Origin of the sequence: Pseudomonas shirazica (assembly GCF_015168335.1) — a bacterium.
Classification (GTDB): domain Bacteria; phylum Pseudomonadota; class Gammaproteobacteria; order Pseudomonadales; family Pseudomonadaceae; genus Aquipseudomonas; species Aquipseudomonas asiatica.
This window is the reverse complement of sequence record NZ_CP063456.1, coordinates 3,501,051-3,521,334: the sequence shown is the minus strand read 5'-3', so window position 1 is coordinate 3,521,334 and position 20,284 is coordinate 3,501,051. Positions and strand designations below refer to the sequence as shown.

Annotated in this window: 18 protein-coding genes and 1 pseudogene; 12 read left to right on the top strand and 7 right to left on the bottom strand. The window is 64.0% G+C overall.

Annotated elements, in window-relative coordinates; all coding sequences use genetic code 11:
- Positions 1 to 14: 14 nt before the first annotated feature.
- Genes IMX18_RS16270 through IMX18_RS16260 form a run of 3 tightly spaced genes read right to left on the bottom strand, consistent with a single transcriptional unit; the run spans position 15 to position 1,039 of the window.
- On the bottom strand, positions 15 to 344 hold the full coding sequence (locus tag IMX18_RS16270) for a hypothetical protein (protein ID WP_013971682.1): 330 nt from the start codon (positions 342 to 344) through the stop codon (positions 15 to 17).
- A complete protein-coding gene (locus IMX18_RS16265) occupies positions 341 to 715 on the bottom strand; it encodes a phage holin family protein (protein WP_013971683.1) in 375 nt (124 codons plus the stop codon). The genes IMX18_RS16270 and IMX18_RS16265 overlap by 4 nt, the downstream gene beginning before the upstream one ends.
- Before the next feature lie 9 nt (positions 716 to 724).
- Positions 725 to 1,039 carry an ElaB/YgaM/YqjD family protein gene (locus IMX18_RS16260; protein WP_013971684.1) on the bottom strand — a complete coding sequence of 105 codons (315 nt, stop codon included), beginning with the start codon at positions 1,037 to 1,039 and terminating at the stop codon, positions 725 to 727.
- A gap of 313 nt (positions 1,040 to 1,352) precedes the next feature.
- Here IMX18_RS16260 and IMX18_RS16255 point away from each other — a divergent pair, with 313 nt between their 5' ends.
- The 5 genes from IMX18_RS16255 (at position 1,353) to IMX18_RS16235 (ending at position 4,722) form a co-directional block, all read left to right on the top strand.
- Complete coding sequence (locus IMX18_RS16255) at positions 1,353 to 2,561, top strand: ammonium transporter (protein ID WP_015269506.1); 1,209 nt, start codon at positions 1,353 to 1,355, stop codon at positions 2,559 to 2,561.
- 71 nt (positions 2,562 to 2,632) lie between these two features.
- Positions 2,633 to 2,872, top strand: a complete 240-nt coding sequence (locus IMX18_RS16250) for a glutaredoxin family protein (RefSeq protein WP_004376101.1) — start codon at positions 2,633 to 2,635, stop codon at positions 2,870 to 2,872.
- A gap of 108 nt (positions 2,873 to 2,980) precedes the next feature.
- On the top strand, positions 2,981 to 3,412 hold the full coding sequence (locus IMX18_RS16245; protein ID WP_015269507.1) for a D-Ala-D-Ala carboxypeptidase family metallohydrolase: 432 nt from the start codon (positions 2,981 to 2,983) through the stop codon (positions 3,410 to 3,412).
- A gap of 65 nt (positions 3,413 to 3,477) precedes the next feature.
- Positions 3,478 to 3,786 (top strand): hypothetical protein, encoded by a 309-nt coding sequence (locus IMX18_RS16240; protein ID WP_015269508.1) that lies wholly within the window; start codon positions 3,478 to 3,480, stop codon positions 3,784 to 3,786.
- 51 nt (positions 3,787 to 3,837) lie between these two features.
- The gene (locus tag IMX18_RS16235; protein ID WP_015269509.1) at positions 3,838 to 4,722 is read left to right on the top strand and encodes a pseudouridine synthase; all 885 of its coding nucleotides are present in this window, start codon (positions 3,838 to 3,840) and stop codon (positions 4,720 to 4,722) included.
- 135 nt (positions 4,723 to 4,857) lie between these two features.
- Here the strand turns inward: IMX18_RS16235 and IMX18_RS16230 are convergent, their stop codons facing one another.
- The 3 genes from IMX18_RS16230 to acnA all read right to left on the bottom strand — a co-directional run bounded on the left by IMX18_RS16230 (position 4,858) and on the right by acnA (position 10,338).
- Positions 4,858 to 6,423: a methyl-accepting chemotaxis protein gene (locus IMX18_RS16230; protein ID WP_015269510.1), complete on the bottom strand. Its 1,566-nt coding sequence runs from the start codon at positions 6,421 to 6,423 to the stop codon at positions 4,858 to 4,860.
- Between the two features lie 198 nt (positions 6,424 to 6,621).
- Positions 6,622 to 7,398, bottom strand: coding sequence for a CPBP family intramembrane glutamic endopeptidase (locus IMX18_RS16225; protein WP_217190275.1), 777 nt, complete (start codon positions 7,396 to 7,398; stop codon positions 6,622 to 6,624).
- A 198-nt stretch (positions 7,399 to 7,596) separates the two neighbouring features.
- Positions 7,597 to 10,338, bottom strand: coding sequence for an aconitate hydratase AcnA (gene acnA / locus IMX18_RS16220; RefSeq protein WP_015269511.1), 2,742 nt, complete (start codon positions 10,336 to 10,338; stop codon positions 7,597 to 7,599).
- 216 nt (positions 10,339 to 10,554) lie between these two features.
- Between acnA and rlmM the strand changes: the two genes are divergently transcribed.
- The 3 genes from rlmM to pdxB all read left to right on the top strand — a co-directional run bounded on the left by rlmM (position 10,555) and on the right by pdxB (position 13,912).
- A complete protein-coding gene (gene rlmM / locus IMX18_RS16215) occupies positions 10,555 to 11,616 on the top strand; it encodes a 23S rRNA (cytidine(2498)-2'-O)-methyltransferase RlmM (RefSeq protein WP_100413419.1) in 1,062 nt (353 codons plus the stop codon).
- A gap of 850 nt (positions 11,617 to 12,466) precedes the next feature.
- Complete coding sequence (tusA, locus tag IMX18_RS16210) at positions 12,467 to 12,709, top strand: sulfurtransferase TusA (RefSeq protein ID WP_003248727.1); 243 nt, start codon at positions 12,467 to 12,469, stop codon at positions 12,707 to 12,709.
- Positions 12,710 to 12,769: 60 nt separating this feature from the next.
- Complete coding sequence (gene pdxB, locus IMX18_RS16205) at positions 12,770 to 13,912, top strand: 4-phosphoerythronate dehydrogenase PdxB (protein ID WP_015269513.1); 1,143 nt, start codon at positions 12,770 to 12,772, stop codon at positions 13,910 to 13,912.
- A gap of 94 nt (positions 13,913 to 14,006) precedes the next feature.
- Here the strand turns inward: pdxB and IMX18_RS16200 are convergent, their stop codons facing one another.
- Positions 14,007 to 14,180: a PA1571 family protein gene (locus tag IMX18_RS16200; RefSeq protein WP_015269514.1), complete on the bottom strand. Its 174-nt coding sequence runs from the start codon at positions 14,178 to 14,180 to the stop codon at positions 14,007 to 14,009.
- A gap of 212 nt (positions 14,181 to 14,392) precedes the next feature.
- Between IMX18_RS16200 and IMX18_RS16195 the strand changes: the two genes are divergently transcribed.
- From IMX18_RS16195 to mqo, 4 genes and pseudogenes are all read left to right on the top strand, one after another.
- Positions 14,393 to 16,156 carry an ABC transporter transmembrane domain-containing protein gene (locus IMX18_RS16195; protein ID WP_015269515.1) on the top strand — a complete coding sequence of 588 codons (1,764 nt, stop codon included), beginning with the start codon at positions 14,393 to 14,395 and terminating at the stop codon, positions 16,154 to 16,156.
- A 192-nt stretch (positions 16,157 to 16,348) separates the two neighbouring features.
- Positions 16,349 to 17,032: pseudogene (locus tag IMX18_RS28535) on the top strand (methyl-accepting chemotaxis protein); the annotation flags it as partial.
- A gap of 165 nt (positions 17,033 to 17,197) precedes the next feature.
- The gene (locus IMX18_RS28530) at positions 17,198 to 17,965 is read left to right on the top strand and encodes a methyl-accepting chemotaxis protein (RefSeq protein ID WP_371035196.1); all 768 of its coding nucleotides are present in this window, start codon (positions 17,198 to 17,200) and stop codon (positions 17,963 to 17,965) included.
- A 313-nt stretch (positions 17,966 to 18,278) separates the two neighbouring features.
- Positions 18,279 to 19,853 carry a malate dehydrogenase (quinone) gene (gene mqo / locus IMX18_RS16185; protein ID WP_217190926.1) on the top strand — a complete coding sequence of 525 codons (1,575 nt, stop codon included), beginning with the start codon at positions 18,279 to 18,281 and terminating at the stop codon, positions 19,851 to 19,853.
- The last annotated feature ends 431 nt before the right edge of the window (positions 19,854 to 20,284 follow it).

The following is a 20,284-nucleotide window of genomic DNA, read 5'->3' as shown; positions in this document are numbered from 1 at the left end:
AAGGATTGCGATGGTCAGGGGCGGCGGCTGCCTTGCAGGTACAGGCGCAGCAACGGCAGCAGGCTGGTGCCCAGGCGCAACAGCCGCGCCAGGTTGCCGCTGCGCACGCCCTTGCCGGTGAGGAAGCCCAGCGCCACCACGGCGCCAATCCCCCACAGCGGCGCATGCTTGATGCCCAGCCCGTCGTGCAGTGAGCTGCCCATGCCGCGCACGCGGCGCAGTGGCTCAAGCAACTGCGCGGACTCGTGGCGGATTTCCTGGCGGTGCATTTCCATGCGCAGGCGCAGCAGCGCCTTGCGCAGTTCCCGCGGGTTACGGGTGTTTGGCAGTTCTGGCAGGCTCATGGCAACAGGCGCTCCCGGTCCTTGGCAAGTTCCTCAAGGGTGGCGCCGAAGGGCGACGACTCGTCGAACACCGCGGCCTTCAGGCGCAAGCCGCAATACAGCGCGGCTATGCCGTAGAACACGCACAGGCCGATGATGCCGGCCAGGCGATAGCTATCCCACAGCAGCACCAGCAACAGCCCGGACAACGCCGTCAGCAGAAGCAGGGCGAACACCAGGGCGAGGCCGGCGAACAGCAGCAGGCTCAAGGTGCGGCCCTTCTGCTCCTGCAATTCGATGCCGAACAGTTCGATGTGGCTGTGCAGCAGCCCCAGGGCAGCCGCCCCCAGGCGTTTGCCCGAGGCGCTGGCGCCGTTGGCGTCGTTCTCCATGGAAACCCCTCAGCGCCGGTTGGCCAGCAGGCCGATCAACAGGCCGACACCAGCGGCAATGCCGATCGCCTGCCACGGTTTTTCCTGCACGTACTGTTCGGCACTGCTCAATGCTGCCTGGCCGCGTTCCCGCACCGAGTCCTGGGTCAGTTGCAGGGTTTCGCGGGCCTGGGTCAGGCGGTCGTGGATCTGTTCACGCAACTCGTCAGCCTGGTCGCCTGCCAGGTTGGCAGTGTCGGCCAGCAGCTTCTCGGTGTCGCGGACCAGTGCCTGGAAGTCAGCCATCAATATCTCTTGTGCAGTCTTTGCCGATTTGCTGGCCATGGGTATCTCCCTGTCGATGAGTGTTGGTAGTTCGAGTAATAGCACGCGCGGAAGGTTCAAGTACCGGCGCTGGTATGGGCCTTGCTAAGGCTTTGCCACGTTGCGGGGCGCCCTGGTCGGGTATTGCGCCGATTCAGGGCGTCAGCGCAGCGGATACCGATAAACCTTAACTCAATCCACGACAAACCCAAGAAAAAACCAAGCAGGCTCCGCCCGGTTCACCGAAACGGGGCAGGGAGCTGGCACCGATTCGGTGCAGGGATGCAGGTTCTTGAACTGTCCTGGTGCCTTTTTCAGCAGGTCTGCCTATTTCATGGAAAACATGCACAGCGCGATGGACTCTCTGGTCCACGGTTCAAACACCCTGTTCATTCTCATGGGCGCCATCCTGGTGCTGGCCATGCATGCCGGCTTCGCGTTTCTCGAAGTGGGCACTGTACGCCACAAGAACCAGGTCAACGCCTTGTCGAAGATTCTCAGCGACTTCGCTATTTCGGCATTGGTGTACTTCTTCATCGGCTACTGGATCGCCTACGGGGTCAGCTTCTTCCAGCCGGCGGCAGCGTTGGCGGCCGACCATGGCTATGCGCTGGTCAAGTGCTTCTTCCTGCTGACCTTCGCTGCGGCGATCCCGGCAATCATCTCCGGGGGCATCGCAGAGCGGGCGCGATTTGTGCCGCAGCTGTGTGCCACGGCATTGATCGTAGCGTTCATCTACCCGTTCTTCGAGGGCGTGGTGTGGAACGGCAACCTGGGCGTCCAGGCCTGGTTGCAGGCACGCTTCGGCGCGCCGTTCCATGATTTTGCCGGCTCGGTGGTGGTGCATGCCATGGGCGGCTGGCTGGCGCTGGCGGCGGTGTTGCTGCTGGGCGCGCGCCGTGGGCGCTACCGCGATGGCCGGTTGGTGGCGTTTGCCCCGTCGAGCATTCCCTTTTTGGCATTGGGGTCGTGGATCCTGATCATCGGCTGGTTCGGCTTCAACGTCATGAGTGCCCAGACCCTGCAAGGTGTCAGCGGCCTGGTGGCGATCAACTCGCTGATGGCCATGGTCGGTGGCACCCTGTCGGCCTTGCTGGCCGGGCGTAACGACCCGGGCTTCCTGCATAACGGGCCGCTGGCCGGGCTGGTGGCGGTTTGTGCCGGTTCCGACCTGATGCACCCGATTGGTGCGCTGGCCACCGGCCTGGTGGCGGGGGCGCTGTTCGTCTGGACCTTCACCGCGGCGCAGAACCGCTGGAAGATCGACGATGTGCTGGGTGTGTGGCCGTTGCATGGCCTGTGCGGCGTATGGGGTGGCATGGCCTGCGGCATCTTCGGCCAGGAGGTGCTGGGTGGCATGGGCGGTGTCAGCCTGGTCAGCCAATTGCTGGGCAGCCTGATGGGCGTGGTGGTGGCATTGGCCGGCGGTTTTGCCGTGTATGGTGCAATCCGCGCGCTGCATGGGCTGCGCTTGAGCCATGAGCAGGAGTTCCAGGGCGCGGACCTGTCGCTACACCGTATCGGCGCCACCAGCCAGGATTGAGCCAGGTCAGGTGCACTGTGGGCAGGACGGACCTAGAATAGGTTTCTCTCTGCCAAAGCGGACTTGCCCCCATGCTGCCTGAATGCCAACTGTTCGGCACCCTCGGCTGCCACCTGTGTGAAGTGGCCGAGGCCGTGCTGATGCCCTTCGTCGATCATGGCCTGCTGGTGGAACTGGTCGACATTGCCGAGAACGAAACTCTGTTCGAACGCTATGGCCTGATCATTCCGGTGCTGCGCCGTTGTGACAACGGCGCCGAGCTGCACTGGCCGTTCGATGCCGAACAGGTGGTGGCGTTTCTCGCGCAGTAATTGCGCAAGGGGAGGTCTGTCCCTGCTCCATGGGGTGTGCAGCGTTGTGATGATCCGCTGCCGGCACGTTGAGGCCGGCATCCTTCACCGGTCATCAGGAATCCAGCCATGCGCATTACCCCCCATTTCACCCTCGATGAAATGACTGTTTCGCAGCTCGCCGCCAGGGAAGGGCTCGACAACAATCCTCCAGCCGAGGCGCGTGCCAACCTGCAGTTGCTGTGCAATGCACTGGAGCAGGTGCGCGCGCTGTTCGGCGCACCGGTCATCGTCAGCAGTGGCTATCGCAGCCCCGCAGTCAACCAGCGTATTGGCGGGACGCTGACGAGCAAGCATCTGCAGGGGCTGGCGGCTGATTTCACGGTGATTGAAGTGACCCCGCGCGAGGTTGTGCGACGGATCAGCGAAAGCACCATCCCCTTCGACCAGCTGATCCTCGAATTCGATGACTGGGTGCACCTGGCCGTGTCGCGCGGCGTCCCTCGGCGCCAGGTGTTGACCATCCGTAAAGGCACCGGCTATCTGCCGGGCCTGCAATGAAGCGCATTGACGGCGGCAAGGGGATATTCGTATGCTGTATATAAATACAGTGTCGAGGTGAAGCCATGCTCAATGTCGAGCAACTCAAGTACAGCGTCAACCGCATGCCTGTCGAGCGGGTGGCCGACGCTGTTCTGGAACTGCGCCTCGAAGGCCTGGTGACCGACGACCGCACGCCGTTCGGCAAGGTCCACTTCAATACCTGCTTCGCCGAGATCGAGGCCCTGTTCCAGCGTGCCGGCTATCACCGCGGGCTGGATGTGGTGGGGTATCAGGGGTTGCTGTATGCCCTCTACGACCCTGGGCGCTGGGAGCCGGTGCAGGTGTTGCGCTGGCTGAGGGATCGCTGCGAGGCCATTGCCCAGGCTGGTTGAGGGCGCGGGCTTGGGGGATAATGCGCGGCCGTGAACGTTTCGAGCCCTGCCATGACCACGCCTTTCGACCCCGCCCGCCAGCAAGCCAGCACGGTGTGCCTGCCCCCCGGTAACTGGGCGACGGTGCTCGACTGCCTGTGTGACCATTTCAAGGCCATCGACCGCGCCCAGTGGCTCGATCGTTTTGCCCGTGGCCGGGTGCTTGATGCCGAAGGGCGGGCGGTTTCCGCCGAACTGCCTTACAAGCGCGGTATGCGATTGCACTACTTCCGTGAGGTGCCGAACGAGCGGCCGATCCCGGTGCAGGAGGCCATACTGCATGTGGATGAGCACCTGGTGGTAGCCGACAAGCCGCATTTCCTGCCTGTGACGCCGACTGGTGAATACGTCGAACAGACCTTGCTGCGCCGCCTGATCCGCCGCCTGGGCAACCCGCATCTGGTGCCGTTGCACCGTATCGACCGGCATACCGCCGGGCTTGTGCTGTTTTCCGCCAACCCGCAGAGCCGCAGTGCCTACCAGCGGCTGTTCCCCGAACGACGCATCGACAAGCGCTACCAGGCAATTGCGGCGGCCATGCCGCAGCACGATTTCCCGCTGGTGCACAAAAGTCGCCTGGTACATGGCGAGCCGTTTTTCCGCATGCACGAGGTAGAGGGGGAGGCCAACAGCGAAACCCTGGCCGAAGTGCTGGAGAAGAATGGCGAGCTCTGGCGTTATGGGCTGTCGCCGGTAACTGGCAAGACCCATCAGTTGCGCGTGCACATGGCGGCGCTGGGGGCGGGGATCTGCAATGACCCGTTCTATCCGCAGCTTCTCAACGACGAGGACGACTACCAGCGGCCGCTGAAGTTGCTGGCGCAGAGCCTGCGCTTTGCAGACCCGCTGAGCGGGGAAGAACGCTACTTCGAGAGCTGTTTGCAGCTGGATTGGTAGTCTGGACGGGGTCGTTGTAGGAGCGGCCTTGTGTCGCGATGGGCCGCGAAGCGGCCCCGGCATTTTTTGCATCACCGCTGAACTCCAGGGGCCGCTTCGCGGCCCATCGCGACACAAGGCCGCTCCTACAGGGCCCTAGCGGTTGAACCGCTCCACCAGCGAGTACTGGGTACCCGCCGTACTGGTCAGCTCTTCGCTGAGCAGCGCCGAGTGCTGGGCCTGTTCGGCAGTCTGGTCGGCCAGGTCGGCGATGGTGCTGATGTTGCGGCTGATCTCGTCAGCCACTGCAGTCTGCTCTTCGGTCGCTGCAGCAATCTGGGTGGCCATGTCGGTGATGTTGGCCACCGCTTCACTGATACCCACCAGCGCCTCGTCGGCCTGCATCACACGGTCGACGCCTTCCTGCGCCTGGCGATGGCCGGTTTCCATGGTCAGTACGGCATTGCTGGCGGTTTGTTGCAGCTTGGCGATCAGGCCGTGGATCTGCCCGGTGGATTCGGCAGTGCGCTGGGCCAGCTGGCGCACTTCGTCGGCCACCACGGCAAAGCCTCGGCCCATTTCACCGGCACGTGCCGCTTCGATCGCCGCGTTCAGCGCCAGCAGGTTAGTCTGGTCGGCGATGCCCTTGATCACATCGACCACGCCACCAATCTCGTCGCTGTCCTTGGCCAGTTGCGTCACCGTCTGGCCGGTTTCGCCCACCGCCGCCGACAGGCGCTCGATGGCCTCGCGGGTTTCACCGGCAATCTGACGGCCCTGGCTGGTCAGGCGGTTGGCTTCCTGGGTGGCATCGGCGGTGCGCTGCACGTGGTTGGCCACTTCCTGGGTGGTGGCGGCCATCTGGTTGACCGCAGCGGCAACCTGCTCGGTCTCCACTCGCTGGCGCTCCAGGCCCGAAGAGCTCTTGTGCGCAAGCGCGTCAGACTGGCGCGCCTGTTCGCTGAGGTGTTCGGCGCTGTCCTGCAGGCGGGTCAGGCAGGTTTTCATGCGCGCGTCCTGGCTGAGCATGGCCATTTCCAGGCGCGCCTGCACGCCCCGGCTGTCGGTGTACATCTGCGCGATCAGCGGGTCGGAGGTGGTTTGCTCGGCCAGGCGCAGCAGGCGCTTGAGGCCACGTTGCTGCCAGCTCAGGCCCAGCAGGCCCAGCGGTACGGAAAGCCCGGCAGCCAGGGCGAAGCCCCAGGAATGGCCCAGCCAGTTGCCGATCAGGAAGCCCACCTGGCTGATCAGGATGAACGGCAACCAGTCCTGCAGCACCGGCAGCCACTTGTCCCGGCGTGGTACCGGCGGCTTGCCCTGGTTGATGCGCTGGTACAGCGCCTCGGCGCGGCGGACCTGCTCGGCGGTAGGCTTGACCCGCACCGACTCGAAGCCGACTACCTGGTTGTTGTCGAAGATCGGCGTGACATAGGCGTTGACCCAGTAGTGGTCGCCGGACTTGCAGCGGTTCTTGACGATACCCATCCACGGCTGGCCCTGCTTGAGGGTTTGCCACATGTGGGCAAACACCGCTGGCGGTACGTCGGGGTGGCGCACCAGGTTGTGCGGCGCACCGGTCAGTTCTTCGCGGGTGAAACCACTGATCTCGATGAAGGCATCGTTGCAGTAAGTGATCACACCTTTGGCATTGGTGGTGGAGATCAACCGCTGCTGGGCAGGGAAAGTCCGTTCTCTCTGGGTAATCGGCTGGTTGTTACGCATGGGTTGATAGTCCGCAGGGCTTTCGACTGGTATCGGCAAGCCGCTGGTTTTATTGAATGAATAATTAATGTGCTTGACCTGTGGCAACTGGCCATCAGTCGATCTGGGTTAGCCAACGAGCACGTTCAAGCAATTTAGCGTCATTATTTCGTTTTTACTGCTGTTTCATGACGGATAAGTCGAATGATGACCGAATGGCTAGCCAAGAGCCAGCATCGGATAGCTGAACAGGGTGAAATGCACCAGGTTCAGGCCAAAATGGCAGAGCACCGCCGCCGCCACGCCGCCCCAGCGGTACGCCAGGCCGTAGCCGATACCGGCAAGGGTGGCCAGGTACATCCATTGCCAGCCGGCCCCCAGGTGTGCCAGGCCGAACAGCAAGGCGGCGGCGAACAATGCCAGCCCTTGGTGGCGCAGCAGCCGTTGCAGGCCGGCCTGGATGTAACCGCGGAACAACAGTTCTTCGGTCAGGCTTACCAGCAGCAGGTTGTTCAGCAGCCATAGCCAGGCCTGGTCGGGCCATTTCGGGGCCCAGCCCAGCATGCCCATTGCCCAGGCGCCTCCCAGGCAGGCAAGCAGGGTCAGGGGCAGGGCGTACACCAGGCTGGTCGCCAGGCCCTGGCTACGCCACAGGAACAACCAAGGGCAGGCCAGCAGCAGCCAGGCGCCGATCAGCGGTTTGTCCAGGTTCAGGTACATCGTGAAGGGCAGGGCGCCAGGGCTGAGGACAACGCCGTCGATGACCTTGGCAGCGTTGAAGCCGGGCAGCCAGTGCAATGCCAGGGCGATGGCCAGTAGGATGAACAACGTGTGGCCGAGGGCTTGTTGCCAGCGCTGGGGGCGGCGAGCGAGCAGGGCGCTGGCAAGCAGGGCGAGAAAGGTGGGCAAGGTGGTGATGCCGAGGTTGCCGTGGCTCAGGGCGAGGGTGTAGCCGAGCGCCAGCAGAAGCAGGGTGAACAGGTTGGAACGGGGCACGAGTAGTCCTTCTCGGGTAAGCAGAAACGGGCCGCTACGCGTCGCTTGTAGGAGCGGCCTTGTGTCGCGATGGGCCGCATGGCGGCCCCAGATTTCAGCTCCGCCGCCGCTATCGAGCGGGGCCGCTGCGCGCCCCATCGCGACACAAGGCCGCTCCTACAGGCGATGGGCTGCACAGCAGCCCCAAGCATACGCGCCTCAACCAGCAATCAGCTGGCGCAACACATAATGCAATATCCCCCCTGCCTTGAAGTATTCCACTTCATTCACAGTATCGATCCGGCACAGCACCTCGATCTGCTCGTGCTGCCCATCCTCGCGGGTGATGCGCAAGGGCAAGCTCATGCCCGGGCGGATCTGTGTACCGTTCAAGCCCAGCACATCGATCTTCTCCTTGCCGGTCAGCCCTAGCTGCTTGCGGTTGTGCCCGGCCTTGAATTGCAGCGGCAGTACGCCCATGCCTACCAGGTTGGAGCGGTGAATGCGCTCGAAGCTTTCCGCCAGTACCGCTTTGACCCCCAGCAGGTTGGTACCTTTGGCGGCCCAGTCGCGGCTCGAGCCGGTGCCGTATTCCTGGCCGGCGATCACCACCAGCGGCGTGCCTTCCTGCTGGTAGCGCATCGCCGCGTCGTAGATCGACAGCTTCTCGCCACTGGGCACGTGCAGGGTGTTGCCACCTTCTTCGCCCGCCAGCATTTCGTTGCGGATGCGGATGTTGGCGAAGGTGCCGCGCATCATCACTTCATGGTTGCCACGCCGTGAGCCGTAGGAGTTGAAGTCGTGGGGCTCCACGCCCTGCTCACGCAGGTAGCGCCCGGCCGGGCTGTCGGCCTTGATGTTGCCAGCTGGGGAAATGTGGTCGGTGGTCACCGAGTCACCCAGTAGTGCCAGGATCCGCGCACCCTGGATGTCGGTGACCTGCGGGGGTGGCCCGCCGATGTCGTCGAAGAACGGCGGATGCTGGATATAGGTAGAATCGGCCTGCCAAACGTAGGTGGCCGCCTGCGGTACCTCGATGGCCTGCCACTGTGCATCGCCGGCGAACACTTCGGCGTATTCCTTGTGGAACATCGCCGTGTCTACCTTGGCCACGGCAGCGGCAATTTCCTGCTGGCTGGGCCAGATGTCACGCAGGTACACCGGTTGACCATCCTTGCCAGTGCCCAGAGGGTCGCGGGTCAGGTCCAGGCGTACGCTGCCGGCCAGGGCATAGGCCACCACCAGTGGCGGCGAGGCCAGCCAGTTGGTCTTGACCAGCGGATGCACACGGCCTTCGAAGTTGCGGTTACCCGACAACACAGAAGCCACCGTGAGGTCGGCGCTGCCGATGGCTTTTTCGATCGCTTCATCCAGCGGGCCGGAGTTGCCGATGCAGGTTGTGCAGCCATAGCCGACCAGGTCGAACCCCAATTGGTCCAGATAGGTGGTTAGCCCGGCGGCCTTGAAGTAGTCGGTGACCACCTTGGAGCCCGGCGCCAGCGAGCTCTTGACCCAGGGTTTGCGTTGCAGGCCTTTTTCCAGGGCCTTTTTCGCCACCAGCCCGGCGGCCATCATCACGCTGGGGTTGGAAGTGTTGGTACACGAGGTGATCGCGGCAATCACCACGGCGCCATCGCGCAGGGTGTGGGTCTGGCCTTGATGGCTGTAGTCGATCTCCCCGGCCTGGTCGGCGTTGCCCACCGCCACGCCGCCGCCACCTTCGCTTTCCAGGCGGCTGACCTCTTTGGCCAGCGGTTTGGGTTGCAGTTCGATGAAGTGGTCGAAGGCCTGGCTGACCTGGCCCAGGGCTACCCGGTCCTGCGGCCGCTTGGGCCCGGCCAGGCTGGCCTCGACCTCTTGCATGTCCAGCGCCAGGCTGTCGCTGAACAGTGGCTCCTGGCCCGGCTGCCGCCACAGGCCCTGGGCTTTGCAGTACTGCTCGACCAGTTGCACCGTCGCCTCGGGGCGGCCGGACAGGCGCAGGTAGTCCAGGGTCACCTGGTCGACGGGGAAGAAGCCGCAGGTGGCACCGTATTCCGGGGCCATGTTGGCGATGGTTGCCCGGTCGGCCAAGGGCAGCTCGGCCAGGCCGTCGCCATAGAACTCGACGAACTTGCCCACCACGCCCTTCTTGCGCAGCATCTGCGTCACCGTCAGCACCAGGTCGGTGGCGGTGATGCCTTCGCGCAGCTTGCCGGTCAGCTTGAAGCCGATCACTTCAGGGATCAGCATCGACACCGGCTGGCCGAGCATGGCCGCCTCCGCTTCGATCCCGCCCACGCCCCAGCCGAGCACGCCGAGGCCGTTGATCATGGTGGTATGCGAATCGGTACCGACCAGGGTGTCGGGGAAGGCGTAGGTGCGGCCATCGGCCTCACGGGTCCAGACGGTGCGACCGAGGTATTCGAGGTTGACCTGGTGGCAAATACCAGTGCCCGGCGGTACCACGCGGAAGTTGTCGAAGGCGCTCTGGCCCCAGCGCAGGAAGGCATAGCGCTCGCCGTTGCGCTGCATTTCGATGTCGACGTTCTCGCTGAAGGCCTGCGGCGTGCCGTAGCGGTCGACCATCACCGAATGGTCGATCACCAGGTCCACGGGTGAAAGTGGGTTGATCCTCTGCGGGTCGCCGCCGGCCTTGGCCATGGCAGCGCGCATGGCGGCCAGGTCGACCACGGCCGGCACACCGGTGAAGTCCTGCATCAGCACCCGCGCCGGGCGGTACTGGATCTCGCGGTCGGAGCGTCGCTCGCCCAGCCATTGGGCGAGGGCGCGCAGGTCGTCGCCGGTGACGGTCTTGCCGTCCTCCCAGCGCAGCAGGTTTTCCAGCAGTACCTTCAGCGACATGGGCAGGCGCTGCAGGTCGCCCAGTTGGCGGGCGGCCTCGGTGAGGCTGAAGTAGTGGTAGGTCTGGTCGCCGACCTTGAGGGATTTGAGGGTATTCAGGCTATCGAGCGAGGGCATTGCCAACTCCTTCTGCGCAGGTGCCTGGCAAGATATGCCTGTGGCACCGCTGTGTATCGATCCGCACGGCACGGACCTGGCTGAAAGGTCAGGTTAGACCGCTTTGCGCCACCTGACCCTTTTCTGGACCGGCGGGGCGTGTCGCAGGTTCCGATCTTCCTTTATCATCGCCGCCCTGCCGGCGCCTGTGGCGCGCCAGCCGTAGTGGAGTGAGAGATGAATACCCTGTTCATGCATTGCCGGCCCGGTTTCGAGGGTGAGGTGTGCGCCGAAATCAGCGAACATGCCGCCCGCCTGGGCGTTGCCGGCTATGCCAAAGGCAAGCCGCAGAGTGCCAGTGCCGAGTTTGTCTGTAGCGAGGAGGGCGGTGCCGAGCGCTTGATGGGGGAACTGCGCTTCAACCAGCTGATTTTCCCGCGGCAGTGGGCTCGTGGCGGTTATGTCGAACTGCCGGAAAGCGACCGCATCAGTGTGCTGCTGGCGCATCTGGCCGGGTTCCCGGTGTTCGGCAGCCTGTGGCTGGAGGTGCTGGACAGTAACGAAGGCAAGGAACTGTCCACCTTCTGCCGCAAGTTCGAGGTGCCGCTGCGCAAGGCCCTGGAAAAGGCTGGCCGCCTGGTCGACGACGCCAGCCGCCCACGCCTGCTGCTCACCTTCATCAGCGGCCGCCGGGTATTTGCCGGTGTTGCTCTGGCCAGCAACAGTGCACTGTGGCCCATGGGCATCCCGCGTCTGAAGTTCCCCCGCGAGGCGCCCAGCCGCTCGACCCTCAAGCTGGAAGAGGCCTGGCATCAGTTCATCCCGCGCGAGCAGTGGGAGCAGCGCCTGGGCGATGACATGACCGGTGTCGACCTGGGAGCCTCGCCGGGTGGCTGGACCTACCAGCTGGTGCGCCGGGGCATGCTGGTGACCGCCATCGACAACGGGCCGATGGCCGAAAGCCTGATGGACACCGGGTTGGTTCAGCACCTGATGGCCGATGGTTTCACCTGGCAACCGAAGCAGCCGGTGGACTGGATGGTGTGCGACATCGTCGAGAAACCGGCCCGTACCACCTCGCTGATCGAGACCTGGCTGGGCGAGGGGTTGTGCCGTGAAGCTGTGGTCAACCTGAAGCTGCCGATGAAACAGCGTTATGCCGAAGTACGCCGGCTGCTCGACCGCATGGAGGCGACCTTCAAGGCGCGTAAGATCAAGGTGTCGATTGCTTGCAAGCAGCTGTATCACGACCGCGAGGAAGTGACCTGCCATCTGCGCCGGTTGGACTTGAAGCGCTAGCACAGCGAACCGCTTTGCTCTTGCTTCGGCTTTTGCTTCTAAGCGCGCGATAGTTCAGGCGCCGCCGATTGCGACTTCAGGAGGCCGAGCGAAGGGACTGCGGAGGGAGGTGACGGGCATGGATGCCCGTCAAGCGCTGAGGCCCCATGGATGGGGCCTGCAGCGCGTACTCCCGGGAGCAGGCCCGTAGCGAGGGAACCCCGGAGCGCAGCGTAGGGGCCGGATGATAGGAGCCAGCGTTTTTTGGTTACTTTTTGTCGCGTTTGACAAAAAGTGACCCGCCGTAAGGGCGGAAAGGTGAATAAGCGCCACCTTCGAAAATGAATGTTGACCTTGTTGTTGATGCCCACGCTTGAAAGCGAAGAGCGAAGAGCGAAGAGCGAAGAGCGAAGAGCGAAGAGCGGAAAAGTACTGGTCTTGATCTCGCGCATAGTCCATTTACGATGGCGACGCTTACTCACCTTTTCGCCCTTACGGCGAGTCACTTTTTGTCAAACGCGACAAAAAGTAACCAAAAAACGCTGCGCTCCCATCATCCGGCCCCTCCGCTACGCTACGGGGTTCCCTCGCGCCGGTCTTGCTCCCGGGAGTACGCGCTGCAGGCCCCATCCATGGGGCCTCAGCGCTTGACGGGCATCCATGCCCGTCACCTCCCTCCGCAAAACCTCTGCTCGGCCTCCTGAAGTCGCGAAGATCAAGATCAAGATCAAGATCAAGATCAAGATCAAGATCAAGATCAAGATCAAGATCAAGATCAAGATCAAGAGCAAGCTCAGGGCTTGTCTTCACAGGCGGTGCTTGGACCACGGCGCGCGATGCGCGACAATAGCGATCATTTGCGGAGTCCCCCATGACCGATTTCACCCCTGACGCCATCCTCGACGCCACCGGCCTGAACTGCCCGGAACCGGTAATGATGCTGCACCAGCACGTGCGCAACCTGGCCGCTGGCGGCCTGCTCAAGGTCATCGCCACCGACCCCTCGACCCGCCGCGATATCCCCAAGTTCTGCAACTTCCTCGGCCACGAACTGCTGCAGCAGCAGGAAGACGCCGGTACCTTCCTGTACTGGATCCGCAAGAAAGCCGACTGAACCGCTCTGGAACACGTCTGGCGTTGCGCCTACACTGCGTTCCCCAGACAGGAGAGCGCCATGCTGATAGTTGCCGACGAGAACATCCCGCTGCTCGATGCATTCTTCCAGGGTTTCGGCGAAATCCGCCGTTACCCCGGCCGAAGCCTCGATGCCGCCAGCGTAAGGGACGCCGACATTCTACTGGTGCGCTCGGTGACCAAGGTCGACCGACAGTTGCTCGAAGGCAGCCGCGTGCGCTTCGTCGGCACCTGCACCATCGGCACCGACCACCTCGACCTGAACTACTTTGCCGAAGCCGGCATCCACTGGAGCAGCGCACCGGGCTGCAATGCCCGCGGCGTGGTCGATTATGTGCTGGGCAGCCTGCTGACCCTGGCCGAGCTGGATGGCGTGGCACTGCCCGAGCGCGTGTATGGCGTGGTGGGCGCGGGTGAGGTGGGTGGCCGCCTGGTGCGGGTGCTGCACGGCCTGGGCTGGAAGGTACTGGTATGCGACCCGCTGCGCCAGGCCGCCGAGGGCGGTGACTACGTCAGCCTCGAGACCATCCTGCAACAGTGCGATGTGATCAGCCTGCACACCCCCTTGCAGCGTGGCGGCGACCACCCGACCTGGCACCTGCTGGGCCAGGCGCAGCTGGCACAGTTGCGCCCGGGTGCCTGGCTGGTCAACGCCAGCCGTGGCCCGGTAGTGGACAACGCCGCCCTGCGCGAATTGCTGCTGGACCGCGAAGACCTGCATGCGGTGCTGGATGTGTGGGAGGGTGAGCCGCAGGTCGACCTGCAACTGGCCGACCTGTGCACATTGGCTTCGCCGCACATTGCCGGCTACAGCCTCGACGGCCGCCAGCGTGGTACGGCGCAGATCTACCAGGCGCTGTGCCGCTTCCTCGGTGTGGATGAACAGGTGCAACTGGCCGACCTGCTGCCCCGGCCGCCGCTGGCGCAGATCGAGCTGGATGCCAGCGCCGACCCGGCCTGGGCCTTGGCCACCCTGTGCCGCGCGGTTTACGACCCACGCCGCGACGATGCCGATTTCCGCCGCAGCCTCAGCGACGACCCGCAGCAGCAGCGTGCAGCGTTCGACCAGTTGCGCAAGCAGTACCCGCCACGGCGCGAGATCGAGGGGCTGGCGGTGCGCTTGCGCGGGGAGTCGCCGCAGTTGGCGCAGCTGGTCAGTGCCTTGGGTGGGGTGTTGGTCTGACAGCCATTTGAACGCTGTGCCGGCCTCTTCGCGGGTACAGGATTCAGGCAAATAAAAACCCGGCGCAAGCGCCGGGTTGCAAGGAATTCGCCGATCAACCTTTGCGTACGCGCTCGACCCGGCTTTCTTCCAGGGCCTTGCAGGCCTGCTGGATCATCTGCTCGGTGATCGGTACTTCGCGCCCCTTCGCATCGATGATCGAACCGCACACCTGCGACGGTGGTGTGGTCCGGGGCTTCTGGTTGTCGCTGCCATGTTGCAAGCTCATGTATTGTCTCCTCATCAGGTTCAAGCGCAGGTTAACCCTGTGCCGTGACTGGCCTGTGACAGTACCTGCAGTGTCACGGCAGGCACAGTCCAACAGAAACGTCAGTAAAGCTCCATAGCCTGGTTAGACCGATAGGCTATAGCAACCCTGAAAGGGTTCCACAGGCGTGGATGAGTGGTAGGCTGCGGTTTCCCGCCAATGTGGTCAGCGCCATGCCCGAATCGGTTTCCCCGCGTCAACGCCGAGCCTTGCGCCTGGGTTGGCAGTTTGTCCGTCCGTACCGTCGCCAGGTGCTGCTGGCCTTGCTGGCCCTGGTAGTCACCGCCGCCATCACCCTGTCCATGGGCCAGGGCATCCGCCTGCTGGTGGACCAGGGCTTCATGACCCGCTCCGCGCATCAGCTCAACCAGACCATCGGCCTGTTCCTGCTGCTGGTGTTGGCCCTGGCGGTGGGTACCTTCAGCCGCTTCTACCTGGTGTCGTGGATCGGCGAGCGCTGCGTGGCCGATATCCGTCGGGCCGTGTTCGACCACCTGATCGGCCTGCATCCCGGGTTTTTCGAAGACAACCGCAGCTCCGAGATCCAGTCGCGGCTGACCGCCGACACCACCTTGCTGCAATCGGTAATCGGCTCTTCGCTGTCGATGTTCCTGCGCAACGCGCTGATGGTCATCGGTGGCGTGGTGTTGCTGTTCATCACCAACCCCAAGCTCACCAGCATCGTGGTGGTGGCCCTGCCGCTGGTGCTGGCGCCGATCCTGCTGTTTGGCCGCCGGGTACGCAGCCTGTCGCGGCAGAGCCAGGACCGGGTGGCCGATGTGGGCAGCTATGTGGCCGAGACCCTCGGGCAGATCAAGACCGTGCAGGCCTACAACCACCAGGCGCATGACCGCCAGCTGTTCGCCGGCACGGTCGAAGCGGCGTTTGCCGTGGCCCGGCAGAGGATTGCCCAGCGCGCCTGGCTTATCACCCTGGTGATCGTGCTGGTTCTGGGAGCGGTGGGTGTGATGTTGTGGGTTGGCGGCATGGACGTGATCGCCGGACGTATTTCCGCGGGCGAACTGGCCGCCTTCGTGTTCTACAGCCTGATCGTAGGCAGCGCTTTCGGCACCCTCAGCGAGGTGATCGGCGAGTTGCAAAGGGCGGCGGGCGCCGCCGAGCGCATTGCCGAACTGTTGGCGGCGCGCAGTGCAATCCTGCCGCCCGCCGTGGCGCAGGTGCTGCCGCAGCAGCGGGCCAGTGGGCGTATCGAACTGCAGCAGTTGGTGTTCGCCTACCCGTCACGGCCCTCGGTGGCGGCTGTCGATGGCCTGAGCCTGACCATCGAGCCGGGGCAGACCGTGGCGCTGGTGGGCCCGTCGGGGGCGGGCAAGTCGACCTTGTTCGATTTGTTGCTGCGCTTCTACGACCCCCAGCAGGGGCGCATCCTGCTCGATGGCCGGGCGATCACCGAACTCGACCCCGATCACCTGCGCCAGCAGTTCGCCCTGGTGGCACAGAACCCCTCGCTGTTTCGCGGCACGGTCGAGGCCAACATCCGCTATGGCCGGCCCGAGGCGACCCTGGCCGAGGTCGAGGCAGCCGCCCGGGGTGCCCATGCCGACGCATTCATCCGGCAATTGCCGCAGGGCTACCAGACACCGCTGGGCGAGGGCGGCATCGGCCTGTCCGGCGGGCAGCGGCAGCGCCTGGCCATTGCCCGTGCGTTGCTGGTCGATGCGCCGATCCTGTTGCTGGACGAAGCCACCAGCGCACTCGACGCACAAAGCGAACACCTGATCCAGCAGGCGCTGCCCAGCCTGATGGCCGGGCGCACCACACTGGTGATCGCCCATCGTCTGGCTACGGTCCAGCATGCCGACCGTATCGCGGTCATCGACAAGGGCCGGCTGGTGGCGGTGGGGACGCATCGCCAGTTGATCGAAGAGAGCCCGCTGTATGCGCGGCTGGCGGCCTTGCAGTTCACCACGGGGTAGCTTGTAGTGGCGTTGTAACATTTCTGTAGTATTTGCCTGAGAGTATCTAGCTCAACTGTTGCGTAAGTGCTCGACCTGGCTGCCATTGCTTGATGGCAGCCTTTTTTTGGCCTGCCCGCAACCGGGCTGCGTTGCGCCTTGTTGCCAGCTTGCGCGGCCCTCCGGTCTTCCTCCTGCTTTCCGAGATCCAAGATGTTGCGTAAATCCCTCAGAGTGCAAATTCTCTCCCTGCTCGGCGGCAGTCTGGTGGCGATGTTGCTGATCGCCCTGGTGTGCTTCCAGTTCCTTTCGTCCAGCGTGCGCGGCTATGCCGAGTTGGTCGATGGGCCGCTGCGGGCCTCGCAATTGATCGACGAAGCCAACCTGCAGTTCAAGATCCAGGTGCAGGAGTGGAAGAATGTGTTGTTGCGCGGGCGCCAGCCGGCTGACATGGACAAGTACTGGCAGCAGTTCCAGGCTCGCGAGCAGCAGGTGCAGCAACTGCTCGGGCAATTGATCGACAGCAGCGACGCCAGGCTCAAGGCGCCGCTGCAGCAACTGCGTGACAGCCACCGGCAGTTGGGCCAGGCCTATGCGCAGGGTCGCCAGGCATTCCTGGCGGCGGGCGGCGACCCGGTGGCCGGCGATCTGGCGGTCAAGGGCGTGGACCGCGCCGTCAGCGAGCAGATGAGCGAACTGGTCGAGCAACTGCGTGCCGAAGCTCGTCAGCACGCCGCCAGGCTGAGTGCCGGTGCCGAGCGCACGGTATGGCTGGGCCTGCTGGTGATGCTGGCCTCGGCCGTGTCGGTGGGGCTGCTCAGCCTGTGGCTGGTCAACCGCAGCCTGATCGAGCCGATCCGCCAGTTGATCGAGTATGTCGCGCAGCTGAGCCAGGGCCGCTTTGCCGCCCGGGTAGACAGCCGCCGTGAGGACGAACTGGGCCGTCTGGCGCGGGCCGCCAACACCCTGCGCGATTTCCTCGCCGACACGGTCGGCCGGCTGCAGGACAACGCCCAGGAACTGGAAGGGGCCAGCGGCCAGCTGCGCAGCATCGCCGGCGACATGGCCCGTGGTACCCACGACCAGTTCCAGCGCACCGACCAGGTGGCCACGGCCATGCACGAGATGTCCGCCACCGCCCAGGAAGTCGCCCGCCACGCCGCCGAGGCCGCCCGCGCGGCGGACGATGCCGATCACAGTGCCCAGGCGGGCGAGCAGGTGATGCAGCAGACCATCGACATCATCGGCGCGGTCAACCGCGAAATTGCCGGCACGGCGGCGGTGATTCGCGACCTTGAGCATGACAGCGCGCGCATTGGCAAAGTCCTTGAAGTGATCCGCGGCATTGCCGAGCAGACCAACCTGCTGGCGCTCAACGCGGCCATCGAAGCGGCCCGTGCTGGCGAGGCCGGGCGAGGTTTTGCGGTCGTCGCCGATGAAGTGCGCAGCCTGGCCCAGCGCACGGCGGCGTCGATCGCCGAGATCCACCAGATCATCGAGGCGGTGCAGTCGGGGGCGGTGGAGGCGGTCAAGGCCATCGAAAGCGGCCAGCAGCGCAGCGAGGAGGGTGCCGAGCAGGTGCAGCAGGCCGGGCAGATGCTGCAGCGCATCACCCTGGCAGTGGAAGCGATCCGCGACATGAACCGGCAGATCGCCACGGCGGCCGAAGAGCAGACCAGCGTGGCCGAGGACATCTCCTGCAACCTGATCGAAATCACCCGCATCGCCACGGCCAACCAGCAGGCGGTGCAGCATACCGAACAGGCGGGGCAGCGCCTGCATGGGTTGTCGGGGCAGCTGGGTGAAGTCACCTCCCGCCTCAGCGCCTGACGCCCTGTCATGCCTGACGCGGTCCCTGTAGGAGCGGCCTTGTGTCGCGATGGGCCGCAAGGCGGCCCCAATGTCTCGGCAACAGTGCTGATATCGCAGGGGGCTGCTTTGCAGCCCATCGCGACACAAGGCCGCTCCTACAAGGGCAGCGCAAGGCGGGGAAATCCGCCATTTCATTGCAGTGCATCCGGCCCCCCTGGCGGATTGTCGCCATCTACCCCGTCGCCCGCCCCCTGTATTCACTGCTCCAGACCCAGTTGGCACGTTCCCTGCTCAAGGCGGCGCGCGTGTACACAACAACTGGATAACATCAATGAAGAAATTCCTGCTGACGTTCCTCTGCCTGGGCGTCATCGGCTGCTCCAAACCCGCGGAACCGGAAAAGACCGTCGACGTGCTGCTGATCGGCGGTGGCATCATGAGTGCCAGCCTGGGTACCTACCTCACCGAGCTGGAGCCCTCCTGGAAGATCGACGTCTACGAGCGCCTGGACCAGGTGGCCGAAGAAAGCTCCAATGCCTGGAACAACGCCGGGACCGGTCACTCCGCGTTCTGCGAGTTGAACTACACCAGTGTGGGCAAGGACGGCAATATCGATATCAGCAAGGCCGTGGGGGTCAACGAGCAGTTCGAGGTGTCCAAGCAGTTCTGGGCCTACCAGGTCGAGCAGGGCGTGCTGAGCAACCCGAAGTCGTTCATCAACAACGTGCCGCACATGAGTTTTGTCTGGGGTGACGACAACGTCGCCTTCCTGCACAAGCGCGTCGACGCCCTGCAGCACAGCTCGCTGTTCCGCGGCATGGAAATCTCCGAAGACCACGAGCAGATCCGCAAGTGGGCGCCGTTGGTGATGGAGGGCCGTGACCCGGGGCAGAAGGTCGCCGCCACGCGCATGGCCATCGGTACCGACGTGAACTTTGGCGAAATCACCCGCCAGTTGTTCGCCGCGATGACCCGCAACCCCAATGTGTCGCTGAACCTGCGTCATGAGGTGCGTGACATCGTGCGCAACGACGACGGCACCTGGCATGTGCGGGTGGTCGATCTGGCCAACGGCGGCGGGGAAAAGGCCGTCAACGCCCGCTTCGTGTTCATCGGTGCCGGTGGTGGCGCGCTGAAGCTGCTGCAGAAGTCGGGCATTCCTGAAGCCGAAGGCTACGCCGGCTTCCCGGTCGGTGGTCAGTTCCTGATGACCGACAACCCCGACCTGGTCGCCCGCCACCAGGCCAAGCTGTACGGCAAGGCCTCGGTTGGCGCGCCGCCGATGTCGGTACCGCACCTGGACACGCGGATGATCGATGGCAAGCAGGTGCTGCTGTTCGGCCCGTTCGCCACCTTCTCCACCAAGTACCTCAAGCACGGCTCGCTGCTGGACATGTTCGCCTCGCTGAACAGCCACAACGTGCTGCCGATGGTCAATGCCGGTATCGACAACATCGACCTCAGCACCTACCTGATGGGGCAGCTGATGCTCAGTTTCGATGACCGCATGAACGCGCTGCGCGAGTACTTCCCCAACGCCAAGAACGAAGACTGGAAGTTGCTGCAGGCCGGCCAGCGGGTGCAGGTGATCAAGAAGGACCCGGTCCTGGGCGGTGTGCTGCAGTTCGGAACTGAAGTGGTGGCGGCGCAGGACGGCAGCATCGCTGCGTTGCTGGGAGCTTCGCCGGGTGCCTCGACAGCGGCTCCGATCATGCTGACCGTGCTGGAAAAGACCTTCAAGTACCGTATCCAGTCGCCAGCCTGGCAGGCCAGGCTCAAGGAAATCGTACCGAGCTATGGGCAAAAGCTGAACAACAACCTGGCGCTGACCAACCAGACCCGGGCATGGAGCAGCGAGCGCCTGCAGTTGCTGTATGTGCCGGTGGAGGCCGAGCAAGCGTTATGACCGGTTGACGCAGCCCTTTGTAGGAGCGGCCTTGTGTCGCGAGAGGGCTGCGAAGCAGCCCCGGCGATATCAGCGATGCCGGAATCTGGGGCCGCTTTGCAGCCCATCGCGGCACAAGGCCGCTCACAGGGGGGGCGCGCTGGGGCGGGGCACTTTTCAATGCACAACAAAAAGCCCGCACTAGGCGGGCTTTTTGACGAGGATTTGGTCGGAGAGACATCGGCCGAACTATGTCCTACAAGCCCCGTACCTACTGACTTCGCTTAATGTGGCGCCTAGCATTTACCACGCTTTTTACCACTGGTCGGATACTGCCTGGGCTGGGCTAACTCGACCTTGGTCACTGTGGCGCCTGCTGATGCTACAATCAGTGGCACTGACTGGCTCATACCGTCATTGACGGGGCCAAAACAGCCACCAGCGAGGAGGAG